12 protein-coding genes are annotated in these 16,593 nt (G+C 70.9%); 1 reads left to right on the top strand and 11 read right to left on the bottom strand.

Annotation, left to right across the window (positions count from 1 at the left end):
* Positions 1 to 22: 22 nt before the first annotated feature.
* Positions 23 to 1,417, top strand: a complete 1,395-nt coding sequence (locus tag QSK30_RS20790; RefSeq protein WP_285505033.1) for a serine/threonine-protein kinase — start codon at positions 23 to 25, stop codon at positions 1,415 to 1,417.
* Between the two features lie 20 nt (positions 1,418 to 1,437).
* On the opposite strand, the gene QSK30_RS20785 is transcribed toward QSK30_RS20790, so the two are convergent.
* From QSK30_RS20785 to clpB, 11 genes are all read right to left on the bottom strand, one after another.
* The gene (locus QSK30_RS20785; protein ID WP_285505031.1) at positions 1,438 to 3,543 is read right to left on the bottom strand and encodes a transglutaminase TgpA family protein; all 2,106 of its coding nucleotides are present in this window, start codon (positions 3,541 to 3,543) and stop codon (positions 1,438 to 1,440) included.
* Complete coding sequence (locus QSK30_RS20780; protein ID WP_285505030.1) at positions 3,540 to 4,712, bottom strand: DUF58 domain-containing protein; 1,173 nt, start codon at positions 4,710 to 4,712, stop codon at positions 3,540 to 3,542. The genes QSK30_RS20785 and QSK30_RS20780 overlap by 4 nt, the downstream gene beginning before the upstream one ends.
* Entirely contained in the window at positions 4,709 to 5,716 is a 1,008-nt protein-coding gene (locus QSK30_RS20775; RefSeq protein WP_285505028.1) for an AAA family ATPase, read from the bottom strand. The genes QSK30_RS20780 and QSK30_RS20775 overlap by 4 nt, the downstream gene beginning before the upstream one ends.
* A gap of 9 nt (positions 5,717 to 5,725) precedes the next feature.
* Positions 5,726 to 8,359, bottom strand: coding sequence for a fibronectin type III domain-containing protein (locus QSK30_RS20770; protein ID WP_285505027.1), 2,634 nt, complete (start codon positions 8,357 to 8,359; stop codon positions 5,726 to 5,728).
* A gap of 734 nt (positions 8,360 to 9,093) precedes the next feature.
* Entirely contained in the window at positions 9,094 to 10,383 is a 1,290-nt protein-coding gene (locus QSK30_RS20765; protein WP_285505026.1) for a cutinase family protein, read from the bottom strand.
* The gene (locus QSK30_RS20760) at positions 10,352 to 10,999 is read right to left on the bottom strand and encodes an IS3 family transposase (RefSeq protein ID WP_285505025.1); all 648 of its coding nucleotides are present in this window, start codon (positions 10,997 to 10,999) and stop codon (positions 10,352 to 10,354) included. Before QSK30_RS20760 ends, QSK30_RS20765 begins: the two co-directional genes overlap by 32 nt.
* 190 nt (positions 11,000 to 11,189) lie before the next feature.
* Positions 11,190 to 12,869, bottom strand: a complete 1,680-nt coding sequence (locus QSK30_RS20755) for an FAD-dependent oxidoreductase (RefSeq protein ID WP_285505024.1) — start codon at positions 12,867 to 12,869, stop codon at positions 11,190 to 11,192.
* A complete protein-coding gene (locus QSK30_RS20750; RefSeq protein ID WP_285505023.1) occupies positions 12,847 to 13,110 on the bottom strand; it encodes a ubiquitin carboxyl-terminal hydrolase 14 in 264 nt (87 codons plus the stop codon). The genes QSK30_RS20755 and QSK30_RS20750 overlap by 23 nt, the downstream gene beginning before the upstream one ends.
* Complete coding sequence (locus QSK30_RS20745) at positions 13,107 to 13,532, bottom strand: hypothetical protein (RefSeq protein ID WP_285505021.1); 426 nt, start codon at positions 13,530 to 13,532, stop codon at positions 13,107 to 13,109. Before QSK30_RS20745 ends, QSK30_RS20750 begins: the two co-directional genes overlap by 4 nt.
* Entirely contained in the window at positions 13,529 to 13,969 is a 441-nt protein-coding gene (gene trxA / locus QSK30_RS20740; protein ID WP_285505020.1) for a thioredoxin, read from the bottom strand. The genes QSK30_RS20745 and trxA overlap by 4 nt, the downstream gene beginning before the upstream one ends.
* Entirely contained in the window at positions 13,966 to 16,593 is a 2,628-nt protein-coding gene (gene clpB / locus QSK30_RS20735) for an ATP-dependent chaperone ClpB (protein ID WP_285505018.1), read from the bottom strand. The genes trxA and clpB overlap by 4 nt, the downstream gene beginning before the upstream one ends.

Here is a 16,593-nt window from a genome sequence, read left to right as displayed (position 1 = left end):
GGCTCCTCGATACGCTGCCCGGGTGGACTCGCCCCAAACGGGAGACCAGCGGCGCCAAGAGGTCCCGCAGATCCCCGGCTACGAGAACCTCACCGAGATCGGTCAGGGCGGCAGCGCGACCGTCTACCGGGCCTGGCAAGGCGACATGCGGGAGGTCGCGGTCAAGGTGTTCTCCGCACCGCTGACCGATCCCGGCACGCGCAAGGACTTCCAGGCCGAGTGCAAGACCGTCGCCGAGGCCGGGAAGATCCGTGGTTTTGTCACCTTCTTCGACAAGGGCTTCACCACCGACCACCGGCCCTACCTCGCGATGGAACTGTGCGCGGGTTCACTCGGCGGCACGATCGAGGGCGGGCGGCGGCCTGCGCCGGAGGCGGTGGCCCGGATCGGCGCCGAGGTGGCGACGGCGCTGGCGACCTTCCACCGGTATGGCAAGCGGCACGGTGACATCAGCCCGTCCAACATCCTGCTCACCGAGGACGGCGAGGCGAGGCTGTCCGACTTCGGGCTCACCTCGGCCGAGAACACCCAGGACGCGGCGACCTGGGAGCACGCGGCACCGGAGGTCTGGCGCAACAACGCCGATCAGAAGTCCGATGTCTACGGGTTGGGGTCCAGCCTGTTCACCGTGCTCAACGGCGCCCCGCCGGTGCCCAGGTTCCTCGACGAACCCCAGCTCGCCTACGGGCGGCGCGCCCTGATGCGCACGGTGCGGGTCGCCGATCTGCCCGGTGTCCCGAGTGCGCTGGCAGAGGTGGTGGTGTCCATGCTCGCCGCGGACCACGCCGATCGACCGGGCGCTGCCAGGGCGGCCGAGAGGCTGAGCGCCCTGGCGGGTGACACCGTCGTGCGGGCACCCGGCCAACCAGCCTCCCCCGTCGTCACTACGAATCGCGATCCCGGTGCCCCACCGTGGGCGCCCCAGGCACCGCCCCCACCGAGCGCACCAGGCGCTCCGGCCACGACTCTTCGGGAGACTGCCCCGCCCGCGACGGCGCGGAAGAAGCCGATTGCGCTCCTGGTCGGCGCGGGCGCCCTGGTGGCCGTGGTCGTCGCGGGCGGCGCCTACTTCGCACTGCGGCCGCCCTCGACGGGAGCAGGCGCGGTCCCGACCACCCTGACCAAACCGCCGGACATCCCGGCCCCGGTCATCGCACTCGCCGACCCGGTGGACCATCAGTCCACTGTGGACCTTTCATGGACAGGACCGCCAGAGTGGGAGTACGCGGTGGTGATCGCGGAGCAGGGCGCGGGAGGTCCGGCCGTGACCAAGATCGTCTACGCCAACACCACCTACACCGCGACGGTCGACCCGACGAAGACGTACTGCTTCCTGGTACAGGGCTCACCGGACGGCAAGACCACCGGTGAGAGCGTCCCGAAGGGGATCCGGGGCGGGAGTTGTGTGAACCCCTGAGCGCCGGACCCCTTCCGGGCTCAGGAGTCGAGCGGTCGCAGTCCGCGGACCGAGAAGAGGTCGCGCACCCTGCTGCCGAAGGACTTCCCCGCCACGGTCCGCCGGACGGCGTCGGCCGCGGCCCACGCCTCCGCCACGGTCGCCGACGTGACCGTCCGGCCCGACCAGACGGCGACGTCCACCGTCCTGGTCAGCGCCAGGAGCGGTTCGGCCGCGGCGGGGTGCTGCGGCCAGACCAGGTGGGCGACGTCCCGCACGGTCATCCCTCGTCGGACCCGCACACCCTGGTCGCGCAGGCGGTCCCGCGCCTCCAACCACGCGCCCACAACGGCTTCCGGCATCGCCGATGGGTGACGGCGACGGCGGGCGCGGACCGACTTGACCACGGGAACCACCATGGCGACGAGGAGCACGACCAGCACGCCGACCAGAATCCACTGAACCAAGGGATCCGGTAGTGGGGGCGGCGGTGGCGGCAGTGGCGGGGGCAGCGGATCAGTGAGCTGCGCCTTGGGCTCCGTCGCCGGGTCCACTGTGGTGGACCTGGCTTTCTCGATGGCCTTGGCGATGCTGTCGTCACCGGTACCCGCGGTGGCACCGGTGGGGTCGAGGGGAATCCACCCGATCCCGGAGACGAGCACCTCCGGCCAGGCGAAGACGTCGGCGTTGCGCACGACGTGGATTCCGTCGGACTCGTCCTCGGGTTGCCGGAACCCGACGGCGACCCGGCTCGGGATGTTCACCGCGCGGGCGAGCACCGCGTAGGCCGAGGCGAACTGCTCGCTGGTGCCGCGCTTGCTCTCGAGCAGGAAGAACTGTAGCTGCGCGTACCCGTGACCGGTGGGGATGTCGGTGCCGTCGGCGACCTTGTACTGCTGCCGGAACCAGGTCTCCAGGGTCAGTGCCGACCGCACGGAGGCACCGAGGCCCTTGGTGGCGTCCTTCGCGAGCGCGACCAGGTCGGCCGGGACACCGCCCGTGCTCGCCTCGATCGGCGCGATGGTCGCCCTCGACAGGGCTTCCGGCGGGACCTCGGGGGCGTCCCAGTCCATCGCGTACCGCAGCCCGGGGGTGGCGGTGGTCGAGAGCAGCGTGCCGGTGTCGGGGTCGACGACCGGTGCGGTGCCGTGCACCTCGCGGGTCCGCGACTGCGTGGGCAGCCAGGCGCCGGGGACGGAATCGACCTCGATGTCGGCGTGCCGTCGTTGGACGGGCACGGTGGTCCCGGACGCGGGTGCGAGGTCGCTGCCGAGGTCGCGGAAGCGCGCGGACGTGCTCCACGTGCTGCCGTCGAAGCGGTCGAGCACGGCCAGTGTCCAGCGGTCGGCGGACGCGCCGGTGCGGGCGGTGAAGGCCACCGTGTCGGGTGTGGACAGTCGGGCCCCGACCTCGGTCAGCGGGTTCACCACGCTCGACACCACCTGCGGCGTCTGGTGATCACTCGCCACTGAGTACGGCGGCCTGCCCACCGGGTCGACCGCGCCGAACACGGCCAGGCCCGCGACGAGGGAGACCACGGTGGCGAGCACGGGCAGCACCCGCACCCGGCTCGCGGTCGTCGATGTCCGTTCCGGTCGGGAGGTCGCCAGCACCACCCCGGCCGCGACGCTGAAGGCGGCGACCAAGACGATCGCGGCCCCACCCTCGGCGACGCGGAAACACTGGCCCAGTCCGAGCACCAGGGTCGCGGGCAGCAACGCCGCCAGCGCGCTGACCTCACGGCGCAGGAACTCCAGACCCAACACGGCCGCCGCGAGGACCAACACGGGCACGAACAGCACGGTGTCCGGGTCCGGGCGGGCGGGCCACGTGCTGTCCAGCACCCGCACCCAGCCGTGGACCGTGCCCTCGTAGAGGGTCGACCAGGTCGCGGCGGTGGGCAGCACCCCGGACTGGGTGGTCGCGCGCAGCACGGTGGGCACCAGGGCGAGCACGGCCAAGAGCAGCGCGAGTGGTGCCCGCACCGCACCGCCCCGGGTGCGGGTCACCAGGTCGGCGGCGAAGGTGGCGGCGGCGACCACCGCCACCGGGACGAGCAGGCCCGCGTAGCCGAACACGGGGCTGAAGGAGAACCCGGCGATCGCGGCGGCGACCACGACCCCGACACCGGCGAGTACCCGGTTCACGACACCCTCCCCATCGCGGCGAGACCGCCCGCCCAGACGGTGAGCGCGGTGGCGGGGTCCGTTTCGCGGATCGTCACCACCGACGAGGCCACCGGCCCGACCGGGGGAGACGCCGAGACGTCGAACACCGTCACCCGCCGCGCGTGGCGCACGACGGCGGCCAGGGTCGCGGGATCGGTGGCGCCCACTCCCCCGGTGATGAAGGCGCTGCGGGCACCGGGGTCGCGGCCGGCGGGCAGGCGCACCGGTTCGGCTGGTCCGGCGGCGTGCTGCGCCACCTCGCACAGCGCGTCGAGCAGCGCGTGCTGCCCGACCAGACCGGGTTCGACGTCGAGGTCGAGCCCGCCGGTGGTGCCCAGGCGGGTCCGACAGCCCTGGGCACAGGCCGCCTTGACCAGCGATGCGGCGATCTCCACCGCGTTCTCGAACTCGGCGGGTCGCAGAGTCGCGTCACGGGTGTCCAGTAGGACGGTGAACCGGGGGCGCGCGGGATCGACGTAGTCGCGGACCATCACCGTCCCGGTCCGGGCGGTGGCCCACCAGTGGATGTGCCGGGGCTCGTCGCCGGGCATGTACTCGCGGACCGCCCGCAGATCAATCGAGCCGCGCACCGGCGGATCGCCGTAGACGCCGTCGTGGTGGTGCCGCAGGTGTGCACCTGCCACGACCAGCACGTCGTGTGTCCTCGGGTACACCCACAGCGTCGACACGGACCCGGTGGTGACCCTGCCGGTGACGAGACCGAGGAGGTCACGCCGGTGCAGGGTGAGCGGGCCCACGGCGATCCGGCCGCGCCGTTCGCTCGGCAGGGCGTACGTCGCGTTCCCCCGCGCCTGAGGCCGTAGTCTGTCGATGCCGACCGGGTGCTGGGCGGGCGGGTCGAGCGCGGAGAACGCAGCGGTGGCCCGGCCGGTGGGGTTGGTGGCGACCAGCGTGGCCACGGCGGGCTTGCCGCGTTCCACGCGGTCGGGCCAGACGGTGCGCTCGACGTCGACGCTCAGGGGGCGCACGCAGAGGAGCACACCCGCCACGACGGCGGCCAGCGCAGCACCCGCGAGGATCCGGGGCACCTCGTGACCGAGCGCCTCACCCGCGGCGAAGCACACCGCCGAGGCGGCCAGCAACCCGATCCCCCGGGGCGTCAGCCTGACGACCGGACGGTTGATCATCGGGCCCCGACGGCGGCGGCGAGCGTCCTGGCGTACTCGGCGGAGTCGTTGAGGAGCTTGTCGACCACGGATGCGCCGGTGACCTTCGCGAACTCGGCCTCGGGCGTCAGGATGACCCGGTGGTCGAGCACCGCGTGGGTGACGTCGCGGATGTCGTCTGCCGTCACGAAGTCCCGCCCCCACGTCGCCGCCCAACCGCGGGCAGCGCGCACCAGGGCGATGCTCCCGCGCGGGCTGGCCCCGACGGACACGCGCTCGTCGCGGCGGGTGGCCGCCGCGAGATCGACCGCGTAGCCAGCCAACACTGGGTCGACGCGGATCGTCCGCACTACCGAGATGATCGCGTCCAGCTGCTGGATGTCGAGGACGGGGCGCAATCCCTCCGGCCGGACACCGACCGAGTCGTGGAGGACCACGTTGACCTCGGCGTCGCGGTCGGGGTAGCCGACCGCGATCCGCATGAGGAAGCGGTCGAGCTGGGCCTCGGGGAGCCGGTAGGTGCCCTCCAGCTCGATCGGGTTCTGGGTGGCGAACACCATGAAGGGCTGCGGCACGAGGTACCGCTCCGAGTCGACGGTGACGCTGCCCTCTGCCATGACCTCGAGCAGGGCCGACTGGGTCTTGGGAGTGCCCCGGTTGATCTCGTCGGCCATCACGATGTTGCCGAAAATCGGGCCGGGGTGGAAGGTGAACCCCTCGCTGCCGGTTTGCGGGTCGCGGTGCAGGATCTGGCCACCGGTGATCTCACCGGGCAGCAGGTCCGGGGTGAACTGGATCCTGCTGAAGCGGCCGTTGACGCTCGCGGCGATCGACCGGGCGAGGGTGGTCTTGCCCAGCCCGGGGACATCTTCGATCAACAGGTGTCCCTGGGCCAGCAATGCGGCCACGGCGAGCCGGACCACCTCGGGCTTGCCCTTGACGACCTGCTGGACGTTCGCCGCGATCATGTCGAACGCCGCACCAGGGCTGGGAGCGGAGACGTGCGGGGTGGCGGAGTTCATCATCCTTTTCCTCTACCAATGAACATGGTTGGATTCGACACCTGCGACCACAGCCCAGACGTTGCCGTTGAAGCCGTAGATGCAGGTGGCACTGTCGTTGCTGCCAGCACCATTGGTCTTCACCCCGTACTCGTAGTAGGAGCGGCCGCCATCGGGGTTGTCGTCATGGCACTCGACGGTGAAGTTGGTGTTGGGCGCGAAGTTGCGCATCGAGACATTGATCAAGGCGCAGGGTGGCGCGGTCTTGCACGACCCGACAGTCGTGGTCTTGTAGGGCCCCTTGCTCACGATCACCGTGCGCGGCGGCGGGGGTGGGTCGTTGGTCCTGGCCTGAGCGGTTGAGCCGCCTTGGGGGCCGCCACCGAAGGAGTTGCTGCCCGAGGCGCGGGCGGTGTAGGTGGTCGAGTAGTCGAGGCCGCCGAGGTTGATCTCCTGGCCGTTGCCGCAGCCGCCGGTCCAGCGCTCCCCCAGGCCGTCCAAAGAGATGTGACAGGTGACCGGACCGCTGGAGTGGTCGTCCACGGACACCGTCACCACGATCTGCCGGTCACCGTTCTGCCTCGCGGCGACAACACCGACCTCGGGTGTGCGCCCCGGTGTGCCGATGGCCTGGGCGGGCTCGCCGGTGACGGGAGTCCCGGACTGTCCCTTCTGGCGGGTCTGCGCGGCGATCGCGAAGTCGTACTGCTTCCCGTTGGTGAGACCGGAGAACGCCGCCCGGGTGTCGGTCACGGTCTGGGCCGCCACCCCGGGTGCGGTGACCCGGTAGCCCACCAGTTCACCGCCGTTGAGTTCGGACGGCTGCCAGGTGAGGGTCACTGTGCGGTCGCCACCCGCGGCCTGGGCACCCCCCGGTGCCGAGGCGGGCTGGTACGGCGTCACCGGGTTGCTCGCCTCGGAGGGGCTACCGGTGATGTTCGCGTCGTTGGTGGCCGTGACGGTGAACGTGTAAGTGGTCCCCAGGACGAGGATGTCCTTGTCCAGGGTCGCGGTGGTGCCGGAGGCCCGAGCCGCGTTGACCGAGCTGCCGTCGTCACCCGTGGCCGTGACCGTGTAGGCGGTAACCTGCCTGCCCTCGCCGGATGCCGCCCGCCAGGTCAGCTCGACCGTCCCGCCGGAGGGGGCGGTAGCGGTGGGTTTGCCCGGTGTCCCGGGGACCTGGGAACTCGGTCTGGCGGGCGGGGAGTCCGCTGACGGGCCGGGGCCGGCGGCGTTGGCCGCGGCGATGCTGAAGACGTACGTGGTCCCGTTGCGCAGGTCGGGGATCGCGGTGGACAACTGCGACCCGCCGACCGTGCTCGACCCGCCGGACCCGTCGCCATCGGTGACGCGCCAGGTGATCTGGTACGCCGACACCGCGGCTCCGTGCGGGTCCGCCGCGGCCCAGGACAACGTCACCAGGGCGTTGCCGGGCTGGGCGCTGATGGACGTCGGCGGGCCGGGCGGGGTCGCCTTCGCGGGCGGCGGCGGCTTCGGTTGTGTCGTGGCGGGCGGTTTCACCGGCGGTGCCGGCTGCGGGGACGGCGGAGCGGGCTTGCGGGTGCTCGGCGCGGGCAGGTCGGGCTTCCCGAGTAGGACGGAGGCGACCGAGCCGTCCTTGTCGACCACCAGCGTGTGCTTCCCGGACTGACCGTCCACGTAGACCCGGCCGTCCTCACCGCGGGAGATCCTCGGCTTCCCCAAGCCCTCCGGCAGCGGTGTCGTCGAGCGCCTGCCCCCGGAGCTGTCGAAGGTGAGGACGCGGTTGGCCTTGCGGTCGAGCACCACTACCGCACCGTCGGTCGGCACCGGGGTGGCGTAGTCGCCGTCACCCAGTGGGACGCTCACCGGCCGGGCGGCTGTAGCACCGCCGGCAACCGTGCTGACGTCGGCGAGCACCAGGCGCTGCGCCTGCTGGTCCACGATCGCGAGCCTGCCGCCGGTGGTCGACGACGCCACCCTGGCGTCAGCGACACGCTCCCCGAGCGACGTGGTGAGCCCCAGTCCGCCGCTGCCCACGGCGGAGACCGTCCCGGCCGCGGCGTCGACGAAGAGGGCCTGGGTGCCGATCGCCGCCATCGTCCCGCGCCGGTTGCCCGGGGCGGTCGCCGGACACTGCGCCTCAGTGGCCACCCGATCGATGCTGCACAGCGCCGCGCTGTCCTGTCGCTGCACCCACACCGTGCCATCGTCGGTGACCGCCGGGTCACCCAGCGGGCCCTTGACCGACACGATCGTGGGCTTCCCCTGGCCGAAGCGGACGATTGTGCCCGCCTGCCGGTAGACCAGGTACGGACCACCGACCACCTCAAGCCCCACCGGCACCTCGTTGATGCCGACGTCCACGTGGTCCTGCACGGCCAACGTGGACTTCCCGAACTCGGTGACCTTCCCGTTCTCCGCCACCAGCACCTGGTTCTCGCTCTGCACGATCGTGTGATCGGGACCGAGCTCTATCTCCCCGGTGCGCGAGTCGACCTTCTTGGTCCCCCCGTCGACGTGGTAGACGGCCTTGCCGTCGGCGCCGTAGACCCAGTGCCCCGGCTGCTGAAAATCCAGTTCGGGCTGCTTGTCCCCGGTGGCCGCCACCGTGACCACCCCCGCCGCGACCGCGAACACCGCGGTCCACGCGCCGACGGCGAGCCGCTTGCGCCACCGATCATCCACTGCCGAACTCCAGGTCGCCGGGAACTGTCGTCGCCGTGTATATGGCCGTAGCGCCGATCTTGTTACCGGATTCGCAGCACTTGTCTCTTTACTGTCCGAGCCGGAACACCGGCCGTGAATGGTTCCCCAACAAAAGCCTCACCTCGTCGCGAAGCGCGCGAGACATGAAGATGGATCGAAGAACTACTGTGGAATCCCAACGGGCTTGGGTGCGGCATCCTCATGCCCAAACCCGATGGCCCCTCCACACGCTGCGCGCAGTCGGGAGGGCGGCTTCGCTGTAGCGGCACGTCCTACCGCTCTCCGGCTCAGGTCGTGGCGTGGCCGCAAATGTTGATCACGCGTGGTCCGCGCCGCGGGGCGTATCCACTCGGTGGGGCTACTGACACTGCTGCACCTCCTGCCCGGCTCGACATCCGGCACGGCGACAGCGGGCTGAGGCGTTGGCTCGGCTGAGTTCGACGCGGTCGTCGACAGTGTTGTCGGTGATGTCGGGCGGGAGACTGGTCGAGGACGTGACGACTCGTGGGAGGTCGGTGTGGCCGTTGACGCCTTTGAAGGTCCAGTTCCGGTGTCGAGCGAGCGGGGCCAGCCGATACCGGACCTGCTGGACAAGGCCATCGGCGCGCGGGCACCGCTGGTCAGCAAGAAACGTTGCCCGGGCCCGCCAGCGCGACCCTGAGGCGACACCGGCGCAGCTTGTCCGCACCCTGGAACGAATGTACATCGACGCCCTAGCGGGTACGGGAGCCGCGGTCGGAGGCGCCGCGCCCGCGCCCGCCGTCGGCACCGGCATCGCGCTGGCGCTCTCGGCGGGCGAGGCGATCTCCTCTCTCGAGCTGAGCACCCTGTTCGTGCTTTCGGTGGCCGAGGTCCACGGGGTCCGACTCGACGAGGTCGAACGCCGCCGGGCGCTCGTCATGGGGATCCCCCTGGGCCGGTCCGGCTCCACGACCATCAACAAGGTCGCCGAGCACACTGGCCAGCCACCTTGGCCACCGGGGCCGCCCGACGCGCGTTCGGCTCGCCACCGCAGACGTGGCCCGAGATACCGCCGCAGCCCGCGCCAGATCCCTCTCCCGAGAAACCACCGGAGGTCGTACCGGGAATCGTGCTGGAAGCCGCACCGGAGGCGAAGCCTGGACCAAGTCCACAAACCGCTGAGACCCGACCGGGCCGGCGAGCTCCTGCCGTCCACCGAGCGAGGCTGAGATCCGCAGCAACCTCGCCAAGCGGGTGGCGAAGCCGGTGGCTCTATACCTGCGACGACACGGCAGGGGTAGAACAATCTCCAGTAGACCGGAGGAGGAGCACGTTCTCCTCCCCCTCCGGTCGTAGCCGCCTACCAGTCGGAGGCTCGCCTGGGCGGGCGTTCTTCGCCGGGATAAGGCGAGAGTCTTGACCACGTGGTCGGTGATCCAGGTGGTGAAGGTGCGGCGGCCGTCGAGGGGGAGGTTGTTGCAGTTCTGGTGTGCGGCGGTGCCGAGCCCCGCGATGAGCAGGCCGTGGTCGATGCTCCAGGCGTTGCAGCCGGGGTCGATGTCGACGCACAGCTCGACGACCCGGTCGGTGAGGTCACCGAATCCGCCGCGAGCCCCTGCGGCGCCGATGCCAGGGAACGCGGCGCCCAGGGTGTGGTGGGTAGGGCTGCGCGCCGGGTCGGCCAGCAGCACGAACGTGGAGATCCGCGCGGGCGAGACCGGGCTGGCCTCGGTGGCGATCGTGGCAACCAGGTCACCGGCGATGTGGGCGCCCTGGGAGTAGCCGAGCAGGACCAGCTTGCTGGTGGGGCAGTCGCGGGCGTAGGTGTCGAGGGCGGACCAGGCGGCCCGGTAACCGGCGTCCTTGCTCTGGAAGTAACAGGCGTCGAGCCAGGCGGGGTTGTCGAGGCAGTGCGCGCGGACCGTGTCGTGTCCGAGTTGGCCGCGCACGGCGGGGGTGATGTTGGCCAGCATGCCGCAGGCCTCGGTGGTGTCGCGCCCGACCCAGCTCTCATTGCTGCCGGGGATCGCGAGCACGATCACCGGCGCGCACGGGGCGCCGAAGGGCGCGCCGTCGGCGTACGGCGTTGTCGAGGGCTTGGGCGACGAGGTCGGTGCGCAGGTGGTCGGCGGTGGCCCAGCCGACCACACGCCGTGAGGCGATGTCGATCACGGTGGCCAGGTAGAGCCACCCTTCCCAGGTGTGGATGTAGGTGATGTCCCCGCACGACCGTGTGTCTGTATCTGTTGCGGCGCAGGTGAAGTCGCGGCGGATCAGGTCCGGTGGGACGGTCGCGGCGGGGTCGGGGACGGTGGTGGTGCGCCACCGCCTCGGTGCGCGCCCCGCACGTCCGGCCTGCCGTAGGAGCCGGGCGACGCGTTTGCGGGAATGCCGATGCCCCCGGGCTCGCAGCTCGGCGTGCACTCTGGGCGCGCCGTAGGTGCCCTTGGATTCGTCGTGGATCGCGACGACCCGCGCGGCCAGGTCGGCGTCCTGTCGTGCGTGGTCGGTGGGCGTGGCGGTGCGGTGGGCGTAGTAGGCGGACCGGGAGACCTTTAGCAGCGTGCACGCCCGCTGGACGTTGCCGCCGCCCGCTCGCTCCGCCTCCCTCCAGGGACACGCGTCCCCTGATCTCGGATGTCCGTCAAACCGGGTCAAGCCCAGGCCTGCGGGACAAGCTGTTCCAGGAGAGGCGGAGTACGCCGAGGCAGCCCACAGATCGCTGGCTCCGCAGGGCAACTGAGCCAACTATCGAGATCCGAACCAAGGATGGGGTTGCCGGTCGAGTGGGTGACGCCCACGGTGGGCAACCACGGCACCAGGCCTGCCAGGAACACCCGCCGCCGAGTCAGGTCCTCGCTCCGAACGAGAGGTGTTCGTGGACGAGCCGGACCACCATCGCGCCCTCGCCGACCGCGGAGCCGACTCGTTTGATCGAACCGCTGCGTGCGTCGCCGATCGCGAACACGCCGGGTCGGTTCGTCTCCAGCGGGAACGGTCTTCTGCCTTTGTGCCACCAGGTGTCGTCGGTCGTGACGTGCTCGCCGGTGCGGACGAAGCCGTCCTCGTCGAGTGCGACCAGTGAGGAGAGCCAGGCCGTGCGCGGGGTCGCGCCGATGAACACGAACAACGCCCGCGCCGACAGCGTGCGCCGGTGGCGGGTCTGGTCGTCCGCTACAACCACGCCCTCGATCTGGTTGTCGCCCAGCAGCTCCACGACCTGGTGGTGCAGCAGCACCTCGATCCGTGGATGGCACATCACGCGGTCGACCAGGTAGCGGGACATGTTCGTGTTCAGGTCGGCGGCGCGCACCACCAGGTGGACGCTGGGTACCCGGTCGGCGAGGAACACAGCCGCCTGGCCCCCCGAGTTGCCACCGCCCACGATCGCGACCGGGTTCGCCTGGCACGCGAGGGCCTCGTGGATCGTGGCGGCGTAGTGCACGCCGGTCGCCTCGAAGTCGGCGAGCCGGGGCAGGTCGAGCTTGCGGTAGCGCGCGCCCGTCGCGATCACCAGCGATCGCGTCCGGACCTGTGACGAGTCGTCGAAGCCCACCACGTAGTGCCCGTCGCGAGGGGAGAACGTGACCGCCTCCAGCGACACGTTCACCGGCACGCCGAACTTCTCCGCCTGCAGCACCGCGCGTTCGGCCAGCTCCGGGCCGGAGATGCCGGCCGGGAAACCCAGGTAGTTCTCGATCCGCGACGTCGTGCCTGCCTGGCCACCGGCCGCCATCGAGTCGACGGCCACCACGTCGAGCCCGTCCGCCGCGCCGTACACGACGGCCGCGAGGCCGCCGGGGCCCGCACCGACCACGAGCAGGTCGGTCATCTCGCTCGGCGGAGACGACGCGTGCAGACCCAGCACCTGAGCCAGTCTCCGGTTGCTCGGGTCGCGCAGCGTCTCACCGCCGGGCACCACCACCACGGGGCTCTCGTCGACGCCGACGCCGAACCGGCGCAGCAGTTCCTCGGCGTCGGTGTCCTTGTCCGTGTCGACCAGCCGGTGCGGGATCCGGTTGCGCGCGGTGAACTCCAGCAGCCGTTTGGTGTCCGGTGAGAAGCACGAGCCGACGATCTGCAGCCCGTTGCCCCTGCCGATCAGCACCGCCCGGCGCATCAGGTACGCGCGCAGGACGAGGTCGCCCAGCACCGGGTCGTCGCGCACCAGCTCGCTCAGCCGGTCCGCGGTCAGCTGGACGACCTCGCCCGGCTGTGCGACGACGGTCGTCACGAACGACGGTTGCCCTTCCAGCAGACCGAGTTCGCCGAGGAACCGGCCGGGCCCGTGCACCCGCACGACCTCGCCGTGCTCCAGGGCCCGCACGACGCCGCTGACGATCACGAAGAAGTCGTGGCCGCGGTCGCCCTCGGCGTACAGCACCTCCGCCTCCCGTGTCGGACGCCGTGTGCCGTACAGCGCGACCTGGTCGATCTGGTCGCCGTCGAGACGGGGGAAAGCACCGTGCTCGTCCGGTGTCTCCTGCGGCCCTGACGAAAGCCGGTCAGACGAGCGCTTGGTCGACATAGCACCACCGCCAGTTCTCGCCGGGTTCGAAGGACCGCACGATCGGGTGGCCGGTGCCGAAAGCGTGGCCGCGCGCGTGCTTCATCGGTGAGGAGTCGCAGCAGCCGACGTGTCCACAGGTGAGGCACAGTCGCAGATGGACCCACGGGGTGCCCGCGATGAGGCACTCCCGGCATCCCTGTGGGGTCTGCGCCACGACGTCGCGCACGAGTGCGAGGTGTTCGTCCACGAACGCGGTCATCGCCCCTCCCGCGACACGTCGTCGAGCACCAGTGAGCGGCCGACCCCCGGCAACCACACGTCCTTCGCCAGCGAGCTGCCCTGCTCGGTGGGACGCAGGCCGCCCCGCTGCGGCGTCCCGGGCGTCCTCAGGTAGAGACCGAGCAACGCGCAGGCGAACCCCGTGAGCGCGGCACCGGCGATGACCGCAGGCACCAGTGGCACCAGCAGCGCCACGCCGGTCGCGATTTCCCCGGCCGCGAGCAGTGTCGTGAACCGCTGGGCGTCGAGCTCGCCCAGCACCGGATACGTGGTCGAGGCGAAGCCCCGCAACGACTCGGCGGTCTGCTGGTCGGCGTGCGGCTTGCCGAGTCCGGAGTTGAGCACGTACGCGCCGGTGGTGACGCGCGCGGGCAGTTGTCGCAGCAGGGATCGGCTGATCATGTCCTCACCTCGGGAAAGAGAGCGTCGTCGAGCCAGGCGCGCAGCTGGGGCGCGGGCACCGCGCCGGGTTGCCGCGCGATCACCTCACCATCGCGCAGGATCATCAGCGTGGGTATCGAACGCACGTCGAACCGTTGTGACAGATGGGATGCGCGGTCCACGTCCACCCGCACGAGCTTGATGTCGCCGGCCCGCTCGTGTGCGAGCCGGTCCAGCACGGGGCTGACCATCCGGCACGGCCCGCACCACGTCGCCCACATGTCCACCAGCACGGGAACACCCGCCTGCTCGGCCACCTCGGCGAAATCCTCGTCCAGCGCGTCGACGATCCACGGCAGTGGCCTGCCGCAGTTGCCGCACCTCGGCTTGCCCTGTGCGGCCACGGGTATGCGGTTGTTCTTGCCGCAGTTCGGGCAGTCGATGTTCGTCGTCCTCATGCGACAACCCCGCTCTCCCCGGACGTGATGACCGACAGCTCGCCCTCCGCCACGTCCACGCGGATCGTCGCGCCCTGCGGCACCTCACCCGCGATCAGCGCCCGTGCCACGCGCGTCTCGACCTCGTGCGCGACGTAGCGGCGCAGCGGCCGCGCGCCGTAGACGGGGTCGAAGCCACGCTTGGCGATGAACTCGCGGGCCGGTGGAGTGAGCTCGACGTTGACCCGGCGTTCGGCGAGCCGGGCGCGCAGCTCGGCGAACTGCAGGTCCACGATGCGTTCGATCTGCGCCAGCCGCAGCGGTGTGAACAGCACGATGTCGTCGACGCGGTTGAGGAACTCGGGCCGGAAGTGGTCGCGCAGCGACGCCAGCACGGCCCCGCGCGCGTCCGGTTTGATCTCTCCGTCGGAGGTGACGCCGTCCAGCAGGTACTCAGAGCCGATGTTGGACGTCATGATGATCACGGTGTTGCGGAAGTCGACCGTGCGGCCCTGCGCGTCGGTGATCCGGCCGTCGTCGAGCACCTGCAGGAACGTGTTGAACACGTCCGGGTGCGCCTTCTCCATCTCGTCGAGCAGCACGACGGAGTAGGGCTTGCGCCGCACCGCTTCCGTGAGCTGGCCGCCCTCGTCGTAGCCGACGTAGCCGGGCGGCGCGCCGACGAGCCGCGAGACCGTGTGCTTCTCCTGGTACTCGCTCATGTCGAGGCGCACCATGTTGTCCTCGCTGTCGAACAGGGCCGCCGCCAGTGTCTTCGCCAGCTCGGTCTTGCCGACCCCGGTGGGGCCCATGAAGATGAACGACCCGATCGGCTTGCGCGGGTCCTTCACGCCCGCCCGCGCACGGATGATCGCGTCGGCGACCAACCGCACGGCCTCGTCCTGGCCGATCACCCGCTCGTGCAGGATCTGGTCCAGCTTCAGCAGCTTCTCCCGCTCGCCCTCCTGGAGTCTCGACACCGGGATGCCGGTCCAGGCCGCGACGATCTCGGCGATCTCGTCCTCGGTCACCACTTCCTTGAGAAGTCGGTGCGCACCCTGTTTGCCAGCGAGGCGGTCCTCCTCGGACGCGAGCTGGCTCCCCAGCTCGGCGAGCCTGCCGTAGCGCAGTTCCGCGGCTCGGTTGAGGTCGTAGGCGCGTTCCGCCTCTTCCGCTTCGCGGCGCACGCGTTCCAGCTCGCCGCGCAGGTCCTGCACGCGCCGGATGGCCTGCCGCTCCGCCTCCCACTGCGCGGTCGTGGCATCGAGCTCGGCGCGGAGGTCGGCGAGCTCCCTGCGCAGCGCGGCCAGTCGTTGTTCGCTGGCCTGATCGGTTTCCTCGGCCAGTGCGGCTTCCTCGATCTCCAGCCGGGTCACGCGCCGCGAGATCTCGTCCAGTTCGGCGGGCATCGAGTCGATCTCGGTGCGCAGCCGCGCGCACGCCTCGTCCACCAGGTCGATCGCCTTGTCCGGCAGGAACCTGTCGGTGATGTAGCGCTGGGACAGCACGACGGCCGAGACGAGCGCGGCGTCCTGGATCTTGACACCGTGGTAGACCTCGAGGCGTTCCCGCAGCCCGCGCAGGATCGAGATCGCGTCCTGGGGCGACGGCTCGGCCACGACCACGGTCTGGAACCGTCGTTCCAGCGCGGCGTCGGACTCGATGTGCTCGCGGTACTCGTCGAGCGTGGTGGCGCCGATCATGTGCAGCTCACCGCGCGCGAGCATGGGCTTGAGCATGTTGCCCGCGTCCACCGATCCCTCGGCGGCGCCCGCGCCCACGACGGTGTGCAGCTCGTCGACGAACAGCAGGATCCGGCCCTCGGCGGCCCGCACCTCGGCGAGCACGGCCTTGAGCCGCTCCTCGAACTCGCCGCGGTACTTGGCGCCTGCCACCAGAGAGCCCATGTCGAGGGAGAAGACCGTCTTGTCCCTGAGGCCTTCCGGCACGTCGCCGCGCACGATCCGCTGCGCGAGCCCTTCGACGATCGCGGTCTTGCCGACGCCGGGCTCGCCGATCAGCACCGGGTTGTTCTTCGTCTTGCGGGACAGGATCTGGACCACCCGGCGGATCTCCGCGTCCCGGCCGATCACCGGGTCGAGGTCGCCGGTCCGGGCGTCGTTCACGAGGTCGCGGCCGTACTTCTCGAGGGCCTCGTAGGTCCCCTCCGGCGTGGCACTGCGCACGCGCTGGTTGCCGCGGATCCTGGTCAGGCTCTCCAGGAACCGGTCTCGCGTGATGCCGTGCCGCGCCAGGACCTGGCCCGCCTTGGTGGTGTCGCCCTCCTCCGCCAGCGCGAGCAGCAGGTGCTCGACGCTGACGTACTCGTCCCTGAGCCGCTTGGCTTCTCGTGCCGCGGTGTCGAGCAGGCCGAGCAGCCGGCGGGTGAGGTTGACCTGTCCGGGTTGGACACCCGGTCCGGTCACCCGGGGGCGGCCGGAGAGTGCGGTCCGCACATCTCCGGCCACCGCCCGCACGTCCACGTCCGCCTGGGTGAGCAGGCGCGGCACCAGGCCATCGGGCTGCTCGACCAGGGCCAGCAGGAGGTGTTCGCCGTCGGTCTCGGTGTGCCCGAGCCGCTGGGCGACCTCCTGAGCGGACCGCAGCGCCTCCTGCGACTTCCGCGTCAGCCGGTTCACGTCCAC

This window comes from Actinokineospora sp. NBRC 105648 (genome assembly GCF_030269645.1).
GTDB lineage: Bacteria > Actinomycetota > Actinomycetes > Mycobacteriales > Pseudonocardiaceae > Actinokineospora.
Note: the sequence above shows the minus strand (reverse complement) of the source record. Positions and strands in the feature narration are given on the sequence as shown.

Bases quoted from the DNA above. Each gene is read 5' to 3' on its own strand.
- QSK30_RS20755 (WP_285505024.1), bottom strand. From the start codon at position 12,869: ATGTCGACCAAGCGCTCGTCTGACCGGCTTTCGTCAGGGCCGCAGGAG.
- QSK30_RS20750 (WP_285505023.1), bottom strand. From the start codon at position 13,110: ATGACCGCGTTCGTGGACGAACACCTCGCACTCGTGCGCGACGTCGTG.
- QSK30_RS20775 (WP_285505028.1), bottom strand. From the start codon at position 5,716: ATGATGAACTCCGCCACCCCGCACGTCTCCGCTCCCAGCCCTGGTGCG.
- trxA (WP_285505020.1), bottom strand. From the start codon at position 13,969: ATGAGGACGACGAACATCGACTGCCCGAACTGCGGCAAGAACAACCGC.
- QSK30_RS20780 (WP_285505030.1), bottom strand. From the start codon at position 4,712: ATGATCAACCGTCCGGTCGTCAGGCTGACGCCCCGGGGGATCGGGTTG.
- QSK30_RS20745 (WP_285505021.1), bottom strand. From the start codon at position 13,532: ATGATCAGCCGATCCCTGCTGCGACAACTGCCCGCGCGCGTCACCACC.